General features: G+C 41.8%; 19 protein-coding genes and 1 pseudogene. 13 read left to right on the top strand and 7 right to left on the bottom strand.

Annotation, left to right across the window (positions count from 1 at the left end):
* Positions 1-36: 36 nt before the first annotated feature.
* Both panB and UYC_RS0118220 read right to left on the bottom strand, forming a co-directional pair.
* A complete protein-coding gene (gene panB, locus UYC_RS0118215) occupies positions 37-810 on the bottom strand; it encodes a 3-methyl-2-oxobutanoate hydroxymethyltransferase (RefSeq protein ID WP_016875886.1) in 774 nt (257 codons plus the stop codon).
* 195 nt (positions 811-1,005) lie between these two features.
* Positions 1,006-2,133 carry a ligand-binding sensor domain-containing protein gene (locus UYC_RS0118220; RefSeq protein WP_016875885.1) on the bottom strand — a complete coding sequence of 376 codons (1,128 nt, stop codon included), beginning with the start codon at positions 2,131-2,133 and terminating at the stop codon, positions 1,006-1,008.
* Positions 2,134-2,336: 203 nt separating this feature from the next.
* Here UYC_RS0118220 and UYC_RS0118225 point away from each other — a divergent pair, with 203 nt between their 5' ends.
* The gene (locus tag UYC_RS0118225) at positions 2,337-2,522 is read left to right on the top strand and encodes a DUF6887 family protein (RefSeq protein ID WP_016875884.1); all 186 of its coding nucleotides are present in this window, start codon (positions 2,337-2,339) and stop codon (positions 2,520-2,522) included.
* A gap of 38 nt (positions 2,523-2,560) precedes the next feature.
* Here the strand turns inward: UYC_RS0118225 and UYC_RS36635 are convergent.
* A pseudogene (locus UYC_RS36635) lies at positions 2,561-2,755 on the bottom strand (4-Cys prefix domain-containing protein); the annotation flags it as partial.
* 144 nt (positions 2,756-2,899) lie between these two features.
* On the opposite strand from UYC_RS36635, the gene UYC_RS0118230 reads away from it, so the two are divergent.
* The 7 genes from UYC_RS0118230 (at position 2,900) to UYC_RS0118260 (ending at position 7,475) form a co-directional block, all read left to right on the top strand.
* Positions 2,900-3,124, top strand: a complete 225-nt coding sequence (locus tag UYC_RS0118230) for a type II toxin-antitoxin system HicA family toxin (RefSeq protein WP_016875883.1) — start codon at positions 2,900-2,902, stop codon at positions 3,122-3,124.
* Complete coding sequence (locus UYC_RS0118235) at positions 3,121-3,345, top strand: type II toxin-antitoxin system HicB family antitoxin (protein ID WP_016875882.1); 225 nt, start codon at positions 3,121-3,123, stop codon at positions 3,343-3,345. Before UYC_RS0118230 ends, UYC_RS0118235 begins: the two co-directional genes overlap by 4 nt.
* 155 nt (positions 3,346-3,500) lie before the next feature.
* A complete protein-coding gene (locus UYC_RS0118240) occupies positions 3,501-3,980 on the top strand; it encodes a hypothetical protein (protein WP_016875881.1) in 480 nt (159 codons plus the stop codon).
* Positions 3,981-4,005: 25 nt separating this feature from the next.
* A complete protein-coding gene (locus UYC_RS37900; RefSeq protein WP_157171254.1) occupies positions 4,006-4,197 on the top strand; it encodes a hypothetical protein in 192 nt (63 codons plus the stop codon).
* Between the two features lie 915 nt (positions 4,198-5,112).
* The gene (locus UYC_RS0118250) at positions 5,113-6,543 is read left to right on the top strand and encodes a form I ribulose bisphosphate carboxylase large subunit (protein ID WP_016875880.1); all 1,431 of its coding nucleotides are present in this window, start codon (positions 5,113-5,115) and stop codon (positions 6,541-6,543) included.
* A gap of 96 nt (positions 6,544-6,639) precedes the next feature.
* Positions 6,640-7,038: a RuBisCO chaperone RbcX gene (gene rcbX / locus UYC_RS0118255; protein ID WP_016875879.1), complete on the top strand. Its 399-nt coding sequence runs from the start codon at positions 6,640-6,642 to the stop codon at positions 7,036-7,038.
* A 107-nt stretch (positions 7,039-7,145) separates the two neighbouring features.
* On the top strand, positions 7,146-7,475 hold the full coding sequence (locus UYC_RS0118260) for a ribulose bisphosphate carboxylase small subunit (protein ID WP_016875878.1): 330 nt from the start codon (positions 7,146-7,148) through the stop codon (positions 7,473-7,475).
* A gap of 124 nt (positions 7,476-7,599) precedes the next feature.
* Here UYC_RS0118260 and UYC_RS0118265 read toward each other — a convergent pair whose 3' ends face one another.
* Complete coding sequence (locus tag UYC_RS0118265) at positions 7,600-9,441, bottom strand: bifunctional serine/threonine-protein kinase/formylglycine-generating enzyme family protein (RefSeq protein ID WP_016875877.1); 1,842 nt, start codon at positions 9,439-9,441, stop codon at positions 7,600-7,602.
* Between the two features lie 353 nt (positions 9,442-9,794).
* Positions 9,795-10,604 (bottom strand): ABC transporter permease, encoded by an 810-nt coding sequence (locus tag UYC_RS0118270; protein ID WP_321164263.1) that lies wholly within the window; start codon positions 10,602-10,604, stop codon positions 9,795-9,797.
* Positions 10,605-11,352: 748 nt separating this feature from the next.
* Between UYC_RS0118270 and UYC_RS0118275 the strand changes: the two genes are divergently transcribed.
* The 5 genes from UYC_RS0118275 to UYC_RS0118295 all read left to right on the top strand — a co-directional run bounded on the left by UYC_RS0118275 (position 11,353) and on the right by UYC_RS0118295 (position 17,289).
* A complete protein-coding gene (locus UYC_RS0118275; RefSeq protein WP_016875875.1) occupies positions 11,353-11,682 on the top strand; it encodes a hypothetical protein in 330 nt (109 codons plus the stop codon).
* Between the two features lie 155 nt (positions 11,683-11,837).
* On the top strand, positions 11,838-12,575 hold the full coding sequence (locus UYC_RS0118280) for a hypothetical protein (RefSeq protein ID WP_016875874.1): 738 nt from the start codon (positions 11,838-11,840) through the stop codon (positions 12,573-12,575).
* 598 nt (positions 12,576-13,173) lie between these two features.
* Positions 13,174-15,069 carry a transketolase gene (locus UYC_RS0118285; RefSeq protein WP_016879606.1) on the top strand — a complete coding sequence of 632 codons (1,896 nt, stop codon included), beginning with the start codon at positions 13,174-13,176 and terminating at the stop codon, positions 15,067-15,069.
* Between the two features lie 75 nt (positions 15,070-15,144).
* On the top strand, positions 15,145-16,275 hold the full coding sequence (locus tag UYC_RS0118290; protein WP_016875872.1) for a Gfo/Idh/MocA family protein: 1,131 nt from the start codon (positions 15,145-15,147) through the stop codon (positions 16,273-16,275).
* 105 nt (positions 16,276-16,380) lie between these two features.
* Positions 16,381-17,289 (top strand): L,D-transpeptidase, encoded by a 909-nt coding sequence (locus tag UYC_RS0118295; RefSeq protein ID WP_016875871.1) that lies wholly within the window; start codon positions 16,381-16,383, stop codon positions 17,287-17,289.
* Positions 17,290-17,303: 14 nt separating this feature from the next.
* Here the strand turns inward: UYC_RS0118295 and UYC_RS0118300 are convergent, their stop codons facing one another.
* The gene (locus UYC_RS0118300; protein ID WP_026087536.1) at positions 17,304-18,851 is read right to left on the bottom strand and encodes a mercuric reductase; all 1,548 of its coding nucleotides are present in this window, start codon (positions 18,849-18,851) and stop codon (positions 17,304-17,306) included.
* Between the two features lie 66 nt (positions 18,852-18,917).
* On the bottom strand, positions 18,918-19,328 hold the full coding sequence (locus tag UYC_RS0118305; protein ID WP_016875869.1) for a DUF1499 domain-containing protein: 411 nt from the start codon (positions 19,326-19,328) through the stop codon (positions 18,918-18,920).
* Positions 19,329-20,253 lie beyond the last annotated feature (925 nt).

Below are 20,253 nucleotides of genomic sequence, written 5' to 3' on the forward strand. Positions count from 1 at the left end.
AATCAGTATTAAAGCTTACTCGTCTGGATTAATACCCTATTCTGGAAATTTTCGCTCTCTGACTTCAACACTATAATCCTGCACTGCTTTGGTAATCGTGTCGCGCAAATTGGTATAAACTTTGGCAAATGGTGGATGTTTTTCCGAAAGACCGATAACATCAGAAGTAACTAAAACTTGACCATCGCAATGCGGCCCGGCACCAATTCCAATCGTGGGAATACTGAGTTTTTGTGTAATTTGCAGTGCTAAATCAGCGGGAATATGCTCTAACACTATGGAAAACACACCCGCTTGTTCGAGAGCGATCGCTTCTTGTAAAATTCGCTCCCGTGTTGTTTCTGTTTTGCCTTGTTGCCGCAAGCCGATTTGATGGACTGATTGTGGTGTTAAACCGACATGACCCATCACCGGAATTCCCGCTTGCACTAAACGAGTAATGGTTTCTATCATCGCCGGGTATCCACCCTCTAATTTTACTGCTTGCGCTCCAGCTTCTTTAAGAGCACGTCCGGCAGAGTTTATAGCTTGTTGGATGCTTTCTTGATACGTTAAAAATGGTAAATCTACGACAATCAAGGCGCGTTTCACGCCACGACGGACTGCTTTGGCATGGTAAAGCATCTCTTCTAGGGTTATTGGTAGTGTTGTTTCATACCCCAACACTACGGCCATTGAATCACCTACTAAGATTAAATCCACACCAGCAAGATCAAGTAGTTGGGCGATCGCATAATCCCAAGCGGTTAACGCCACAATTTGGCGTCCCTGTTGTTTCCATTGAATTAGTTGCTGCGTGGTGAGTGCCATTTTCAATTAGGGGCTAGAGGTTAGAGTCTAGGGGTTAGTATTAAGACTCTTTAACAAAAAAGAATACAGAGTACAGAACTATTCTAGATTCTGTATTCTGTATTCTTCGTTTCATACAACGTCAATTCTTGAATTTATCTGTTACCATCTGAAACCCTGTTCCCTGTCCTCTATTCCCCCGTTCCCTTTTATTCCCTACTTAACTGCGCGAGTAAAAGCTAAATGGGGTTTTGCGCCGATTGTTTTCGGCATTAGCCAAGCTAAACCTTCTGTGGTGCCAATCCACAATTTATTACCAACATCAGGGGCAAGAGTAAGCACACGACTAGAAGGAAGTCCAGGGACTTGTTGGTCTAGTACAGCTCCAGTATGCGGATTTAATCGTAGCAAACCGTTACTAGTACCAACCCAAACACTACCATCTTTAGCAAAACGTATTGCCTTTACATCGCGTCCCCTCAGAGGAGTTACAGATCGCAACACAATACCAGTTTTTGGGTTAATTACCAAAAGACTATTTGGCATTCCCGCCCAAATCAAACCCTCCGGACTAATAGCCAGAGCTTGCACGGTTGTTCCTGGTAACTGGTCAATCCGCTTCATAATATAGGCATTAGCCGTATTTACTCGCACTACACCATCAAGCGTTCCTACCCAAAGTTGTCCTTGTGCGTCTAAAGTCAAAGCATTTGCACTAACACCAGGAAGATTTTTGACTGTAGTCATAATCAAACCTTGATCGGGGCTAATTAAGGCTAAACCGTTATCTGTTCCCGTCCATAAATAACCTCGCTTGTCAACCAGTAGAGACAATACTCTCTTAGAAGGCAAAAATAAGTTTTGTGCTGTAATTTCGCTCGTCTGAAGATCTACTCGTTTTAATCCTTCATAAGTTCCTACCCACAAGCGCCCGACTTTGTCTTGGGCTAAAGCACCAATAGCCTGATTCGGTAAACTTACACGAGCTAAGATTTTGCCTGTATTGGGTTCAATCCGCGACAATCCCCGCCAAGAAGCTACCCAGAGATTGCCTGTATAATCTGGCTGCAATACGCTAACGCGATAATCAGTTTCTTGTATGCGTTCTTGTACATCGCGATCGTCAGGTAAAGGATCTACTTGTCGCGGTGGTGCAGTTGCTGGATAAGAGGGGGTAACTTTAGGCGGACTAACATTAGGAATTTTTGGTGGTGGAGTACTATTATCAACTTTTGACGGATTTGCTGGAATTCCTAGCGCTACATTACTTAAACTCGGCCAAGTTACCAAGCTCAACAAGGTAAAACTGATTAATAAATTAGTACGTTTGCAAAACACTTTCACAGGCAAATTTCCTCTAAAGACAGTTTTTATGACCTTTGCCTCAACGGGCGTCAGGTTAATTTCAGTGTTCCCTGGAAGCGTACTTTTTAAACTTTAATTTGTGATTTTTCTCAAAATCTCTTAAATATTCTGGAGGTAGAACCTCCAAACCCTCGTTACCAGGTTCAACCTGGTAACGAGAACTAGAGCCTCTGGCTCAATATATGCTTGCTCATCGGGAAGATATAGAAGCGTTGGAAATCCTATTTAGTCAGCGTACTTCCGACTCCCAAGCAATTATATATCCGTCGATGTTTACTGAAGATGGTCAACCTATAAAAGAGAATATTCGGATAATTGAGGAAGCGATCGCTAAAAGAGTTCAACAACAGAAGAATAATCAAGATTAATAGTTCTGTATTGTTGGTCAATTTTACTTGTTACTTGTGCGAATGACACAACGCTCATTTAGCTTGTCTATATCTTCTGCCAAATAGGTTTTACCAAATCCCCCACCACCTAATGATTTAATCGGGCGATAGCGGTTTCTTAGCACTACTAGTCCTGTACCACAGTGAGAGCAAAACATTGTGCCATCAGGATTCGGCGGGTTGTGGCAAGCTGGATTGAGGCAGCAAGTCATAACTGTGCTTTTATGGGCAGATAAGCTTATTATCGCTTAGTTATTGTCAGTAGAATCAATGATAAGGGCAAGTATTCCAGATTAGCAGTCAAACGGAAGCATTATAAATTGAGGCAGTAGGGCTTGAGAATGTAAGCTGAGTGTATGCCCAAGAAAATCAGAGAACTCAAAAGCTTGTTGCTGCAAGCAGGATTTACTTATAGACCGACAAAAGCTAGTCATAGCAAATGGACTCATCCAAAATTACCTCAAGCTATTATCATCGCTGGTAAGGATGGCAGTGATGCAAAACTTTATTTAGAAAAGCAAGTCAATCAAGCACTTGAAGAACTAAAGAAAATGGAAGAAAAAGAGGAGACAGAAGAATGAAATATACAATCGTTATTCAATGGTCAGAGGAAGACCAATGTTATGTGGTTTTATTGCCTGAATTTACTAATGTAATGCAGCCTTGCACTCACGGAAATACTTATGAAGAGGCTCTTAAAAATGCTCAAGAAGTACTTGAACTTCTCATTGAGTCAGCTTTGGAAGATGGTGAACCTTTACCAGAGCCTCAAACGCTAGGAACATCATTTAAAGTTGCTTAATGCACAAATATCTCTGAGTGTATGTACCATTTAGTGTGATCGCTCCTCAATTGCTCTCTACATTGCCACAAAATGTGCGATCGCATTTACCTGCGGGAATCCTAAACATAGAAAACATTGCTACTTAATTCTCAGCACTACCAGGTAAATATACGATGGCATACCAAAATATCACAGCCAAGCTTTCGCCAGAGGATATCCAAGAAATCAAAGCAGCGCTACAAACAATTCAAAAAAAGCTACCTTTTCTGATTACACTCAGCACGGAAGAACGGCGCAAGCGAGTGAAAATGGGCGATAAAAGTTTAGCTTTCGTTAACAATAGCATCACCGCTGCTCAGTCTAACCCCGACATTCTCCCAGCTAGTTTTGATATTGAGGAATTTGTCCGAGATTATCAATTAGCCGCCACACTCACCGAACTGTTAATTTCAATGCGACAACTCACCGAACAGGTAGATGATACTCTACTGGCAGTCGGTAGTGAAGCCATGAGCAGCAGTTTGACAGTTTATGACTATGTAAAGACAGCTACGAAAAAGACTCCTGGCTTAAAAACTCTTGCCGAACAATTAGGAGAACGCTTTAAAGCGATCGGCAAAAGTAAAATTGCTAAAGCTGGATCTAGTTCTTGATATATTGATACTCGTAGACGAGTCTTTGAACCTCATTCATCAATCTCAGATACTCGTCGATGAGTCTTTAAATCTCGTTCATCAGTCTCAGATATTCGTCGATGAGTCTTTGAACCTCGTCCATCAGTCTCAGATACTCGTTGATGAGTCTTGGAATCTCATTCATCAATCTCAGATACTCGTCGATGAGTCTTTAAACCTCGTTCATCAGTTCTAAATACTCGTCGGTGAGTCTTTGAATCTCGTTCATCAGTTCTAAATACTCGTCGATGAGTCTTTAACCTTTGTTACCAGGTTGACAGTTTTAGAGGCAGAGCCTCGAAACCTTCGTTACCAGGTTGAACCTGGTAACGAGAAATCATTCCTTTTCTATTCCCTATTCCCCCAACCCTGTTCCCTTGTTCGACATAATACTGACAGTTTGTAAAGCAACTTTAACAAAATGTTTAAATCAGTATTTAATAAGAAATTTAAATATAAAAGTTAAAAAGATTCAAAGAATAACTTATTACATTCTTGATATATTGTGAAACAAGTTACAAATTTACGTGGTGTGCAATTAGTGTTTTACTCACTGCTCCTCTAAATACAAGCCAATTTAAAGTTTTTCCTGGTCTCTACCCACTAATGGGAGAGTTTTAGGGTGTGAAAAAGTAAGAGACTTGCTAGTTCATGCCTGTCAGTCCCCAAAACCAATGCAGTTGTTGCTCTCTTCTTAGCCACTTTTTGAGGCAGTAGGGAGAGTGCTAGGGGACAAAAAGCCATGTTCGCTACATCGCGAAGTTTAATGGCACCCAAAAAAATTTAGTGGAGCGCGAGGAACAAATAAAAAATTAAGTTTTACTCCTGGGATGTAGGAAAAGTAAAAGCGTACAGATGTGCGCTTTACAAAGGAAAAACACCGATGGGAACATCTCCTTTGACGCCATAAGGGGCGTTAGCTCTTGTGTTGACTTAGTGAGGGTTCTCATCCGGAGAAAAGTGCTGTTAAGTTTTAAAGCTAAAGCGCGATCGCTCCAAGGTAAAAATTTTCCTATCATCTTCCTTTTAGCAAGGGAAGCAGGAGAGTTAAGAGGAAGTTGCGCGCAACGTAATTTTGTAAGTAGAAAGAGTGACTTCTTGGAAGGGAATTATGTCTTACGCTCAAACGAAGACTCAGACAAAAGCAGGGTATCAAGCTGGGGTAAAAGATTATAGACTTACCTATTACACCCCTGATTACACACCAAAAGATACAGACATTCTGGCGGCATTCCGGGTTACGCCTCAGCCTGGAGTTCCCTTTGAAGAAGCAGGTGCGGCTGTAGCGGCTGAGTCTTCCACTGGTACTTGGACAACCGTTTGGACAGACTTGCTCACCGACCTAGATCGCTACAAAGGTCGTTGCTACGATATTGAACCAGTTCGGGGTGAAGACAACCAATTTATTGCTTATATTGCCTATCCCCTGGATCTGTTTGAAGAAGGTTCTGTAACCAATATGTTTACCTCTATTGTAGGTAACGTGTTTGGTTTCAAAGCTCTCAAAGCTCTGCGTCTGGAAGACTTGCGGATTCCTGTAGCTTATTTGAAGACTTTCCAGGGGCCTCCTCACGGTATCCAAGTTGAGCGTGACAAACTGAACAAGTACGGTCGTCCTTTGTTGGGTTGTACAATTAAGCCCAAGTTGGGTCTGTCTGCGAAGAACTACGGACGTGCAGTATACGAGTGCTTGCGCGGTGGTTTGGACTTCACCAAAGACGACGAAAACATCAACTCCGCACCTTTCCAACGGTGGCGCGATCGCTTCTTGTTTGTTGCTGATGCGATCCACAAATCTCAAGCTGAAACAGGTGAAATCAAAGGTCACTACCTCAACGTAACCGCTCCCACCTGCGAAGAAATGTTGAAGCGGGCACAGTTCGCTAAAGAACTCGATATGCCCATCATCATGCACGACTACTTAACTGCTGGTTTCACCGCTAACACCACCTTGGCTCGTTGGTGCCGCGACAACGGTTTGTTGCTCCACATTCACCGGGCGATGCACGCGGTAATCGACCGTCAAAAGAACCACGGTATCCACTTCCGCGTTTTGGCGAAAGCTCTGCGGATGTCTGGTGGTGACCACATCCATACTGGTACCGTAGTTGGTAAGTTGGAAGGCGATCGCGCGATCACAATGGGTTTTGTTGACCTGTTGCGTGAAAACTACGTTGAACAAGACAAGTCTCGCGGTATCTACTTCACCCAAGATTGGGCTTCTATGCCTGGTGTAATGGCAGTTGCTTCTGGTGGTATCCACGTATGGCATATGCCTGCTCTCGTAGAAATCTTCGGTGATGACTCCGTACTGCAATTCGGTGGTGGTACTCTTGGTCACCCCTGGGGTAACGCTCCCGGTGCTACCGCTAACCGTGTCGCTCTGGAAGCTTGTATCCAAGCTCGTAACGAAGGTCGCGACTTGGCTCGTGAAGGTAACGATGTTATCCGCGAAGCCGCTAAGTGGAGTCCTGAATTGGCCGCTGCTTGCGAACTGTGGAAAGAAATTAAGTTCGAGTTTGAGGCAGTTGATACCGTCTGATCGTCATGTGAAAAGTAAAAAGGTAAAAGGTAAAAGAAAATAATTCTTTTTACTTTTTACTCTTGACTTTTTACTTATTTAGTGCTGGGGTCAGGCATGAATCTAAAACAAATTGCAAAAGACACAGCTAAGACGCTGCAAAGCTACCTGACTTATCAGGCGCTCAAGACAGTGTTAAGTCAACTTGGTGAAACAAATCCTCCCTTGGCACTTTGGCTGCAACGCTTTTCTGCCGACAAAATTCAGGACAGCGAAACATATATTCAAAGCCTGTTTCAAGAGAAAGCAGATTTGGCATTGCGGATCATGACAGTCAGAGAACATATAGCGGAGGAAATCACCGAATACTTACCAGAAATGGTTCGTAGTGGCATTCAACAAGCCAATATGGAACACCGTCGGCAGCATCTAGAGCGAATCACGCAAATTAATGTGTCTAACCCCAGTTCTCAATCAGAACAACAAGCCACTTCAGATCCGAACAGTGAACAGTGAACAGGGAACAGTGAACAGTGAACAGTAGACAGTGAAAAAATTGATAACTGGTAACTGATAACTGGTAACTGATAACTGGTGTAAACTACTACCCATTTTCATTAGCTATGCAAACTTTACCAAAAGAGCGTCGTTACGAAACCCTTTCTTATTTGCCTCCTCTGAGTGATGCTCAAATTGCTAAACAGATCCAGTACATCCTCAATCAAGGTTATATTCCGGCTATTGAGTTCAACGAAACTTCTGAGCCTACCGAATACTACTGGACATTGTGGAAACTGCCTTTGTTCAACGCCAGAAGCACTCAAGAAGTATTGAGCGAAGTTCAAGCTTGCCGCTCTCAGTATCCCAACTTCTTTATCCGCGTTGTTGGTTTTGATAACATTAAGCAGTGCCAAATTCTCAGCTTTATTGTTCACAAACCCAGCAGATACTAAAGCTGACAAGCTTTAACTGATTGACATATCTCCCTGGTAAGAGAGGTAGAATTATCTACCTCTCTTCTTTATATAAGAAAAGCTAATCATTAGCACTGCTCCAACCAAGCAATGCGATCGCGCTTTAAGGATCAAAAAAAGCAGCTACAATCCGAAAACCACAGATCCGCAATCCACCATCCGCTTCATTCCAGCTACGACTAGCACTGCGACACGATTCTGGGCTAAAACTCCAAGAACCACCACGCAACACTCGGCGGTGCATATCTCCCCCTACTTCCCAAATCGATCCATCATTGGGAGCGCCATCGTAATTTTTATGCCAAGGATCGGCACACCATTCCCAAACTAGCCCATGCATATCATATAAGCCAAAGGCATTAGCTAAACCAAAATGACCCACAGGAGTAGTTTCTTTACGGTGTTTGCTGCTTGCTTCTCGTGAGTCGCCACTACTGCAATTTGCTAATTCAGCAGTTATTGTTTCGCCAAAGTGGAAAGGTGTGGTTGTGCCAGCACGACAAGCATATTCCCATTCTGCCTCGCCGGGTAAACGATAGTGCCGTCCAGTTTTTTGCCACAATCGAGCGCAAAATTCAACTGCTTCGTGCCAAGATACATTTTCGACTGGGCGATTGGTACCTTTAAATTTAGATGGATAGGGATTCAAAGATTGTTTGACTTTGGGTAAAGCTGCTACCGCCCTCCACTGTGTTTGAGTTACAGGATATTTCCCCATAAAAAAGGGTTTAACGGTAACTGAATGTTGCGGGCGTTCATCTGCGTTTCCTTCGTCTTCTTTGGAACCCATCATAAAATTACCGCCAGGAATAGCAACCATTTCTATATTTACTGCGTGTCCTAAGTATTCTGAATAGTAATTGGCAATGCGATGGCTACGGCTAATTTCTCTGGCAGCAGTGTCTACTGTGACTACTTCAAATTCAAAGGTTTCTAAGGTAGTAAATGCTAATTTACTTGTTTGTGGTGTTGTTGTCGGAAATTCTGGCTGGAAAAGTGTTAACATCTGCGATGTCAAAGATAACTTTTTCAGATTTAAATCTTTGAGAACTTCTGTCGCTGATTGATATCTTTCTGATGCCAGATTTTTCAACAATTTATCTAGAATTTGCCCTAAATCGTCACTGAGGGTTACACCTTTTTCTTGTAGAATCTCGCGCCACAACCATTTTCCACTCATGGGATCGTAAAGGCGATCGCGAATTTGTCCGTAAGCATCTCGTATAGGTAAACATTGAGTCAAAAGTCGCGCACAAGTCACACCCAAAGCGTACAAATCACTGGCATGACAAGCAAATCCAGCCATTTGCTCGTTTGGCGCATAACCGATTGTATAAAGTACTGTAGCTTGCCGAGCCAAACTAGTTTGTGTTACCTGTTTAGCACCGCCAAAATCAATTAATACTAGCTTGCCATCAATTTGACGACGGATAATATTTTCTGGTTTGATATCTCGATGAATAACATTACGCGAATGAATGAATTGGAGAACTGGCAATAAATCAGCCAAAACTTCCCGTATTTGTTCTTCAGAAAAGGCTTGTTGTTGAACTTCCGTTAACAGAGTGTCTCCGTGAATAAATTCTTGAACAAGATACAAACTTGTACCTTGTTCAAAATAAGCAAGTAATCTCGGAATTTGCAGGTGATTTTCTCCTAGTTCATATAACCGAAAAGCCTCTTCTTTGAATAGTTCTGCTGCTTTAGTGCGCTCGGAAGTACCATGAACTTGGGGAAGAAATTGCTTGATGACACAAGGAGCATTAAGTCTATCAACGTCTTCTGCTGCATAAGTTCTGCTAAAACCGCCTTCGCCCAATAATTTCAATACACGGTAGCGGTTTCGCAGCAATGCGCCAAAGTTGCTTTGTCCACAACTAATGCAAAATCTATTGCCATCAGCATTGAAGGGATTTGAGCAATTGAGATTTTGGCAGATTTGCATATTGGTGCCGGAGATTGCATCCTTTCGAGAGTATGCCCAGTAGTATTTACTTGAAGATATGTAGACAAATAAATATAGAAATTTATTCACCTGCGTTTACTCACACATCAGGTCTTACAGATGAATAAGCCCACTTTATTTGTATACCTGTACTTAGAACTGTTTAAATATAAATAAATATGTACACACGGATTTCCATTATAGAGAGAATAATACTCTCAAGTGGTTAATTTTGTCAAGTGAGCGTAGGGAATGGGAGGGGGAGGCAAGGAGACAAGGGGACAAGGAAAGTAATAAACATTTCCCCCAACCCTATTCCCTATTCCCTTTTAATAATGACCAATGACCAATAACTAATGACTTTCTTGTTCAGAGGAAGCGCGAATTAATTCAGCGACTAAAGCAGCGATCGCAGACACTAAGATTAAGATGACGCTCAAAGCATTAATATCGGGTTTGACTCCCGTTCTGATGCGGCTAAAAATTTCCATTGGCAGGGTGCTAGAACCGCTACCAGCTGTAAAGCTGGCAATGAGAAAGTCATCTAAGCTGAGGACAAAGGCTAACAAACAACCAGCCACGATCCCAGGCATTAACTGGGGTAATAAGACTTTCAGAAAGGCTTGTAATGGTGTAGCTCCTAAATCTAATGCTGCTTCTTCTAGGTGAGGATCTAAATTAGTAAGCCTGGAAGAAACAACTAAAGCAACGTAAGCAAGACAGAAAACCACATGGGCTGCGACAATCGTCCACACACTCAGGGGAATAGCAAAAGCTGCCAGAAAAACTAAAGTAGCAACAGCGATCGCAATATCGGGAATAATCAACGGTAAGTAAGAAATACCACGATACAAGGCTTTACCTGGAAAATAATAACGCGCCAATCCCACTGCCATCAAAGTCCCCAGCACCGATGAAATACCCACAGCAGTAAAGGCTACTATCAAACTATTTTGTAAAGCCAATAGAATCCGCTCATCACTGAATAAATTGCGATACCAATCTAAGGTGAACGCTTGCCATGTCGCACTGTAAGGCGACTTGTTGAAGCTGTAAAAAGCAAGTACCAGAATTGGTAAGTACATGAAAATAAACATTAACTGTGAGAAAACCGCCTGCCATGATAAGACACGCGGTTTAGTCGGAGATGGAGATATATTCACGTTTATGCTTTGAACTTACGTTTTCTTATGACTTGCCTTTATACTCTATTTAGGGGAAAAAGTCAATAGTCACTGCCATTCGGTTTTGATGAGGAGATTTGAAAGCAGAGGCTTCGTTGCCTTGTGAATTTGTAACACTATTCCTACAATACACAATCAACTACCAACTACGTAATGATTTTTTCCAACAATCTGCAACGCTAATCTGCGTTTAGTGGCTTGACTATGGGTAATTGGAATCCAGATGCGAATCCCCACGTGCGATCGCGGGTGATTTGACAAATAATGCCGTAGTCACATTAGACAAAAGACATATATCTGAAGAATTAGCTTTAAATTTATCAGAGTAGAAATCATGATTTTGTTAGGGATACTTTAAAGTAGCTAGGTTCAACTTTCTATGTATATGAACATAACTAGTAATTAAGAAGCGTTATTACTACAGAGAGAAAGTAAGCGTGATGAACTGTGTACATCAGAAAGGATAAAAAACTTTTCAACCTTCTGCTTTATATCCTCCACTCTTGACCTATTTTAAAGTGAGAACCCCATAAGCAGTTATCCACAACGAGGGAATGAAAAGAGTCTTCCCTTATGCCTCCTGCCGCCTGCCTTCTGCCTTATTGTCAAAATATTCCAATATCTACTTAAACATAAACTCCCTCTGACGAAAGAGCCAATTCAAATTTTGATTGTCTAGAGTGATTGTAGTCATACATTAACGAACATTTACATCAAAAATAGCTTTATGAATAGCCAGATAGATAGCCCCATCAATCAACCAGTAAGTGAAGATTGGCATTCTCAAGAAGAGCCGAACGTTAAGGAAAGAAACTTAACGGTAAATCCAGGAGATAGAATTGCCGATCGCCCTCAAAAAATTGAGGAAAAAGCTAAACAAGTTGCTGTAGATGTTCCTGACATTACAGGTGACTGGATTAAAGTTCCCACTTACTTTATTGTTGAATATCCAAATGGAGAGAAAAAAGCACTCCACCATGTTAAAGATGCCGAAGAAATTTCTGATGTAATCCGGCAAGCGCGAGTTGATGAAAACGGAAATCGCATTTGGTGGTAGTATCTACATTTATGTGTCATGAGGTTTGCTTCAATTATTAAATTTGAATTTATATGTATGGGGAAGCAAGCCTCATAATTATTTTATTTGTCAGGGTTAACGTTACCAAGAATTGACTTTAGATATTAATAGTTATTTATGGAGTGTAATTAAAAATGGTTAGCACTATAGTTGGAAATAAATTTGGCTACCTAAGTACACAAGAACTTAAAAATGAGCTATTGGAACTGGTTGAAGGCAGAGATGCAGAAAACTTAAAGACCAAAGTCAATTTCTATCAAGAGGAATTACAGCCGTATTTTGAAGAATTGATGCAGCGTAATCCTTTTCCTGTAGTTGAAGACCAATTGCCAGTTGTACTTGGGGTTTGGACTCCAGTATGGTCTACCATACCCTTTCATGACATTTTACCAGGGCGGATACGCGAACAGTCTTACCAAATTTTTCACGATGATGGCTTGTACGCTAATATCGCTCGTTTTGCACCAGGGCAACAGTCTTCGTTCTGGAAAAACGTGACCTCAAAATTACCTACTTATGATTTCATGGTCATGCAAAAATATGCAGTTTGCGATAATCAATGGTGCATTCAAAATATAGGTATTTTTCAGGCTTTTAGGAATAGAGAAATTCCTCTCACTATTGATGATGCAGATGATTGGTTTACAAATGTAGTTAACTCAAAAATTAAGCAAGCTTTGCAAACAGGAGGATTACCAAAAGCACTGAAATTAGAAAATCTAGACAAAACTACTATTAAGAAATTTGAAAAAACATATTTGGCAACTCCTGTGTTGGAGCATTTATATGTAGACCATGAATTGCGGTTGGTGAAAACTCAAAGAGAACCGTCACAGCGTCCAAGTTACACAATTGCTGCCCGCAGACGATAATTTGTGGAATTACCACAAATACTGGCTGTTTCTACTTCAAAATTATGAAACAAAAGAGTCTCCTCTGCCCAAAACTCTATATTTACATAGATTAGGAGAGCGAGGCTCTAAATTAGAAGCAGATCTGCTTTGAAATCAAGATTTTCCGAAAAGATTAAATTTATGCTGTTTTAAATAAGATTATTTTTAACTTAAAAGTAAATTATCTATATTAAAGCTTACAATAAAAAACTTTTTTATCAATCATAATCTTCTCAGTCGCTAGGAGGATGGAGTTAAGTTTATTAGTATTTAATTTAGAAGCAAGATATCTATCAAAAGTAGAGTCTGCTATTTTAAGAAAAAATTATGACGGGTAGGCTTTGATAAACCTATCTCTCATGGCAAATTTTAGGGGTTAATGATTAGTAATTTATTAGCTGTTGTTACAAACAACAACTAACAACTACTAACTAATAATAAACCTCATAATTATGTTTATTTACGTCCATTTACTTACCAACTTGTTTTGTTTAATCGACGCTAGTTTCCTAGCTAGGGGATAACTGGCGCTAGTTTTGACTTTGGATACTTCGTGCCTCAATAAGGAAATTCGGTTATGGCTACCGCTGAACAACTGCAAGCATGGCATGAACTGGCGCAGCAACTTCGTATAGAAAGTATTCGCGCCACAACTGCCGCTGGTTCAGGACATCCGACTTCTTCGATGTCTGCTGCTGACTTAATGGCAGTGCTGTTGTCTAATTATCTCCGCTACGACTTCGGCAATCCCGATGATGCCAATAACGATCGCCTGATTTTTTCTAAAGGCCATGCTTCACCTTTACTATACGCTTTATACAAAGCCGCAGGAGCTATTTCTGATGCAGAGTTAATGTCACTGCGTCAGTTTGGCAGTCCTTTACAAGGACATCCCGTGCCCGTCTTACCTTGGGTGGATGTGGCAACTGGTTCCCTCGGTCAAGGATTACCTACAGGTGTTGGTATGGGTTTAGCTGGGGAGTATCTTGACCAGTTATCCTACCGCATTTGGGTGCTGCTGGGCGATAGCGAAATGTCAGAGGGTTCAGTTTGGGAAGCTTTTGAACTGGCAGGACACTACAAGCTACCAAATTTAGTTGCCATTATTGATGTTAACCGCCTGGGGCAACGCGGACAAACAATGTTGGGGTGGAATACTCAAGCATATTGCGATCGCGCTAAAGCTTTTGGTTGGAATGCAATCGAAATTGACGGACACAATTTAACAGAAATTGACGAAGCTTATACTGAAGCGATAAGTAACACTGACTCCCCAACGGCAATTGTAGCGCGAACTATCAAAGGCAAAGGAGTAAAAGCTTTTGAGGATATTGGTGGTTGGCACGGTAAAGCACTACCAGAAGAGGAAGCCAAAAAAGCGATCGCCGAACTTGGTGGTGAACGTCATATCATCATTGAAGTAGAAAAACCCGATCCCCAAACCAAACCAGCTTCTATAGGGAAATTGGAAGCTTTGCAACTGCCAACTTACAAACAAGGTAATTCCATTGCCACCCGCAAAGCCTACGGCGAAGCACTCAAAGCACTGGGAGCAGCTAGACCGGATGTAATCGTTGTTGATGCCGAAGTCAGTAATTCCACTTACGCTGAAGACTTTGCTGAAGCTTATCCAGACCGCTATTTTGAGATGTATATTGCCGAACAGCAGATGGTAGCGACGGCAGTAGGCTTACAAGTACGGAAATATAAGCCTTTTGCTTCTACCTTTGCAGCCTTCTTCACCCGTGCTTACGATTTTATCCGCATGGCAGCCGTCTCTCGTGCCAACATCAAACTAGTGGGTTCCCATGCGGGGGTATCTATTGGTGAGGATGGCCCCTCTCAGATGGGATTGGAAGATATTGCATCCTTGCGATCGGTATGGAGTAGCACCGTCCTTTATCCTTGCGATGGTAACCAGACAGCTAAATTGGTAGCTCAAATGGCTGACTGTGAAGGTATTGTCTACCTGCGAACAACCCGAATGAAAACCCCAGTGATTTATAGTCCTGACGAGGAATTTCCAATTGGAGGTTGTAAAGTCATCCGCAGTTCTAATCGCGATCAAGTAACAGTGATTGGGGCAGGTGTAACTTTACACGAAGCTCTTAAAGCGTATGAAGAACTTAACAATCAGGGCATTTCTATACGTGTGATTGACCTCTACTCAGTCAAACCGATTGATGCACAAACTCTTTACCAAGCAGTTAGCGATACCAACGGTAACTTAATTGTAGTCGAAGACCACTGGAGTGAAGGCGGGTTGGGTGCAGCAGTGCTTGAAGCTTTTGCTGGTACTGAAACTGCACCTACTTATGGGGGGCCAAAGTTACAAGTTATTCACCTGGCAGTACGGGAAATGCCAGGATCGGGTACGCCAGAAGAATTACTACACGCCGCCAAGATAGATGCAGATGCAATTATTGCTGCTGCAAAATCTTTACTCAAACAACCAGTAGGAGCATCTGCTTGAAGGTAGGGCAGAAAATAAGTTCCTCTATTTTCTAGCAAATATATAAGCGTAAATTTTGCATCTGGAGATAAAAGAATGACAAACGCACACCAAACTAACAGTAAGAGCAAAGTTCGTTATGCTGTCATTGGGCTAGGTTGGATTGCCCAAGAAACAGTTCTACCAGCCTTTGCCCATACTGAAAACTCTGAATTAGTAGCATTGTTTTCTGAAGATGAAGTCAAGCGCAAGGAACTGAGCGAAAAGTATGGAGTTCCTGCTTTCACCTATGAAGAATACGAAGCCTTTTTAAGAAGTGGTGCAGTTGATGCAGTGTATATTGCTCTGCCCAATCATCTACATTGTGAATACACTGTAAAAGCAGCGAATGCTGGAGTGCATATACTTTGTGAAAAGCCAATGGCAGTAACAGAACAAGAATGTGAACAGATGATTCGTGCTGCCAAAGATAATAATGTCAAACTAATGATTGCCTATCGCTTGCATTTTGACAAGGCAAATATGCAGGCAGTGGAAATTCTCAAATCAGGGAAAATTGGCGAACCCCGCATTTTTAACTCTGCATTTTCTCAGAAGGTTGCTGAAGGTAACGTCAGGTTAGAACCAATTTCCAATGGTGGTGGAACAGTTTACGATATGGGCATCTACTGTATCAATGCCGCTCGTTATCTGTTTCAAGATGAACCAACAGAAGTCGTTGCTTTCTGTGGCAAGAACGGTGAAGAGCGCTTCGAGGAAGCTGACGAAATGACCAGCGCTATTCTACGTTTTCCTGGTGATAAGCTGGCAACTTTTACTTCTAGCTTTGGCGTTGCACCAGTTTCTACTTTGCAAGTATTGGGAACCAAAGGCGACTTGCGGATGGATTCGGCATACTCCTATCAAGGAGAACTGAAGCAACAAATTACTATTAATAACGAGACGCAAGAACAATCTTTTCCCGCCGGAGATCAATTCGCCGCCGAAATCGTCTACTTCTCAGATTGCGTATTAACTGGTAAAGATCCAGAACCATCTGGTGAAGAAGGGTTGGCTGATGTTCGCATTATCCGTGCAATTAATGCATCAGCACAAACAGGTAAGCCCGTGCAGCTACATGAATTTAGAGAACAAACAAGACCTACTGGTGAACAGGTTATTCAGCGTCCGCCAATTGAAGAACAGCCAGATTTAGTTCACGCTGCCGATCCGTCAGGGAAGTCGTAATTCCGTGTCTTTTAGTTAGTGGTTATTCATTTTTACAACTAACCACTAATTCTACAGGCGCGATGTTCCTCGCGTCTGCACCTAATGACCAATGACCAATGACCAATGACTAATTTCACAAAATTACTTGCCATTACAATGGCTGCTTTGACTGCCTGGAGTTTTCGCCCAACACCTTCGTTAGCTACAACAGATCAAAAGGGGCAAACTCTTGCACCTTTGTTGCCAGGCCGTTTGGTTGGGGGAGTAAATCAAATCTCCAACCCCAAGGGTATGAGTATTGACTTGCTTGCTAGCTACTATGGTCAACCTACTAGTCGGATCGAGAAACTGAGTTCCGGAAAGCTTCGCATCGATCAAAGGCGCATTGAGCCAAAGTTTAGCGATCGCCTAAATGGTATTGTTCTAAATGTGCCAGAAGCTCATGTATACCTAGTCCGCGATGGACAAATCGTCAAAAGCTATCCTGTCGGGGTTTCCCGCAGCAATTGGCAAGTTCCTCTGGGGCATACTAAAGTTGTTCGTATGGCAAAAAACCCGACTTGGTACGTTCCTCAATCAATCCAGCAAGAAATGGCACGCAAGGGTTTGGAGGTTAAACAACAAGTTCCACCCGGCCCAAATAACCCCCTTGGCACACGATGGATTGGGTTTAGCAATGGAAGTTACGGTTTTCACGGCACTATCGATCCAGCCTCAATTAAGGATTACGAGTCTCATGGCTGCGTGCGAATGCTAAAATCAGACGTCGAGGATCTTTACGAACGAGTAGAAGTAGGAACCCCTGTCTACATCTATTATCAACCAATCAAGCTAGCAGTCGAAGGCGATCGCATTTGGATGGCAAGTTACCCCGACGTTTATAATCTTTATAATCACGGCAAAGATCCTCGTGCTATGATTCGCGAATTGGCAACCGATGCAGGTGTGCTTGACCGCATCGATTGGCAAGCAGTCAAGGAAAACATCCGCAAGCAAAATGGAAACATCTCTGATGTCGCCCTCTCGAATTGAGGACATTTGTAGCTTTAACGCCTCCACGCTAGCCAGGTAGAAGTTAATTTTTTCACCCCAGGAGTCAAACGGTTACGGTTGTAAGCATCGGCGGCTTTGCGGATCGCTTCTGCTTGGGTGGGGTAGGGGTGAATTGTTTTAGCGATCGCTCCTAATCCCAAATTATTCGTCATTGCCAAAGTAATTTCGTTAATCATCTCTCCGGCATGACGTGCCACTATTGTTGTTCCTAAAATTTTGTCGGTGCCTTTTTTGACATGAATTTTGACAAATCCCTCCGCTTCACCATCGATAATTGCTCTGTCTACGGTATTGAGGGGAACATACAATGTATCAATTTCGACGCCTTTTTTCTCGGCTTCGTGGGGATATATGCCAACGTGGGCAATCTCCGGATCGGTGTAAGTACACCAAGGCATGGTTAGTGAACTCAGTTTTTTTCGTCCCAGTCCCAAAATAGAAAAGAGCGAATTCTGGACTACAATTCGTGCTGCCGCATCCGCAGCGTGGGTGTATTTCCACTTCATGCAAACATCTCCCACTGCGTAGATACGAGAATTAGTTGTCTGGAGGTAATCGTTAATAATTACTCCCTGTTTTTGGTCAAATTTGACACCCACAATCTCTAAATTCAAATCTTCAACATTAGGCGATCGCCCAACACTCACAAGAATGTCATCTACTACAAGTTTCTCTTGCTGCCCGTTTACTTCGTAGTAAATGATTTTTTCTGTATCCTGACGTTCTACGCGTTTGATATTGGATTCCAGAATCAACTGAATGCCTTCACTGACAAATGTTTTTTGGATAATTGCTGCTGCATCTGCATCTTCGCGAGTTAGTAAACGAGAGCCTCTTTGCAACAAAATAACTTGTGAACCTAAGCGACAAAACGTTTGAGCTAATTCACAACCAATATAGCCTCCACCGATTATAGCCAGGCGATTTGGTCGTATTGTTAGGGAAAATACGGTTTCGTTAGTTAAATAACCTGTATCTTCCAAACCTTCTATTGATAGTTTTTGAGGATATGAACCAGTAGCAATTACTGCCTTTTTGAAGCGCAAAGTTTGCTGTGCTACTTCTACGGTGTTAGGACTCGAAAAATATGCTTGACCAAAAAATACATCTACTCCAAACTCTTGCTGAAATCGCTTGGCAGAATCATTAGGGCTAATTTCTGCGCGTATGCGTCGCAATCGTTCCATCACCGCCGGAAAGTCAACATTCGTGTGGGAAGGAGTGCCAATGCCGAATTTTTCAGCGTACTTAACATCTGCAACCACACGCGCCGAGCGAATCATTGTTTTTGATGGCACGCAACCTACGTTTGTGCAATCACCACCCATCAGGTGCTTTTCCACCAAAGCCACTTTAGCACCTAACAAAGCTGCACCCGCCGCCGTTACCAATCCAGCAGTACCCGCACCAATTACCACCAAGTTATAGCAAGAGGCAGGTTCTGGGTTAACCCAATCTGGAGGGTGGAGATTTTCAATTAACTCTTGGTTATACCGATCCATCGGTGGAACAGTTATGGGTGGGATTACTGCCTGACTCATAACTTGTGATTTTTACAAGACAACAACTCAAATATGCTATAGCCTCAGGCATATCTTCTCCTCTAGCTAACGACGGTTTTGTTGGATCTCGTTTAACTTTGTTCTAATTGTCTCTACACGTTGACGATTCACACCCAAATCACTTTGACCTAAACGCGAAGCAGAACGAACATGAATAACATTGGCATTGCGGTCTACATAAAACTCTACATCATCCACAAATCCCATCAAAGCGCTCTTAAATTCTGCATATAAATAGTCATTGCTTTCGGTGATGATTTTTGTTCGTGGTAAAGACTGAATTACACTTTTGATATCTGCTAGTGCTTGCTCTGGAGTAGAAGTGTATGTTAAGGGAGTAATCTTGTGAACTGCATCTGTACTCTGACTGGAAACACAGTTAGGTGATTTAGGGCAAGATGCCAATTTACCATCACGAACACCTAAACTATTTGGTCGTTTACCTGCAAAAATCATAATTTTTTTAGAAAGTAAGTTAAATAAAGATATAAATTGTATTTTACTTGTATGTGTATCTTAAAACTACCAAATCTCTAGCCTCCGAAAACGCAAAGTGCGAAGAAATCCTCTGTTCCCCTTTAAAAAATAAAAATACTGGGCTTTCCTAAAAAGAAAACCCAGCTTATAGTTTCAATTTATCTGTTACCCCAGCCCTGTTCTCTTTTAATTACATGGCTATATTGACTATAGTCCAATAAGCCACGAGTATGAGAAAAACGCTGATCCAGGCAATAGCTTTGTTTTGAAATAAATTTGTGATCCGGTTCATAGGCGTATTATAAGAATCGATTTTGAATGAGCAAGTTGAGGTTCAAGGGATTAAAAGATAAGACGTACCTTGTCGTCTTATTACTAACCTTCTTGCTTATAAGTAAGCAAAGGCTATTCCCATTCCCAATCAATTGTCAAAGTCTTTTACCCTAGCAGCAGTAATTGCAGCGGCGTTAACCATTTTTATTGGCTTGTCACTCGCCTCGCAAGTGCTAGTTATTTATATTCTAACGATTTCACCTATCTTTTGCAGGGTGGAAAGAGCGATTGCTGTAGTCAAATTGCAAATATACGTAAGGGCAATTTTTTGAGTGTTAGCATCAAGCGCAAGCGTAACGAAAATCTCATCAATCAATTCTAAGACTAAGACTCAGATGTATGTTACTTGTTCTTACTTTGTACTTGTATTTGAGAAATATAGTAACATTGAAGTTAATCTATTCTAACCATAAACTATTACAAATGCGTATTGTAAGCTAAAAGAATTTGTCATCTTCCCTAAGAAATATAAAGTATAAAGAATTAGCAAAATTAAGTTAATTAAAATAAATTTTTTCTCTTGGAAGATATGATTTCCCCACCTTCGGTAGACAAAATTTTTCTTAGAGAA

This window comes from Chlorogloeopsis fritschii PCC 6912 (genome assembly GCF_000317285.1).
In the GTDB taxonomy this organism is placed as follows: Bacteria; Cyanobacteriota; Cyanobacteriia; order Cyanobacteriales; family Nostocaceae; genus Chlorogloeopsis; species Chlorogloeopsis fritschii.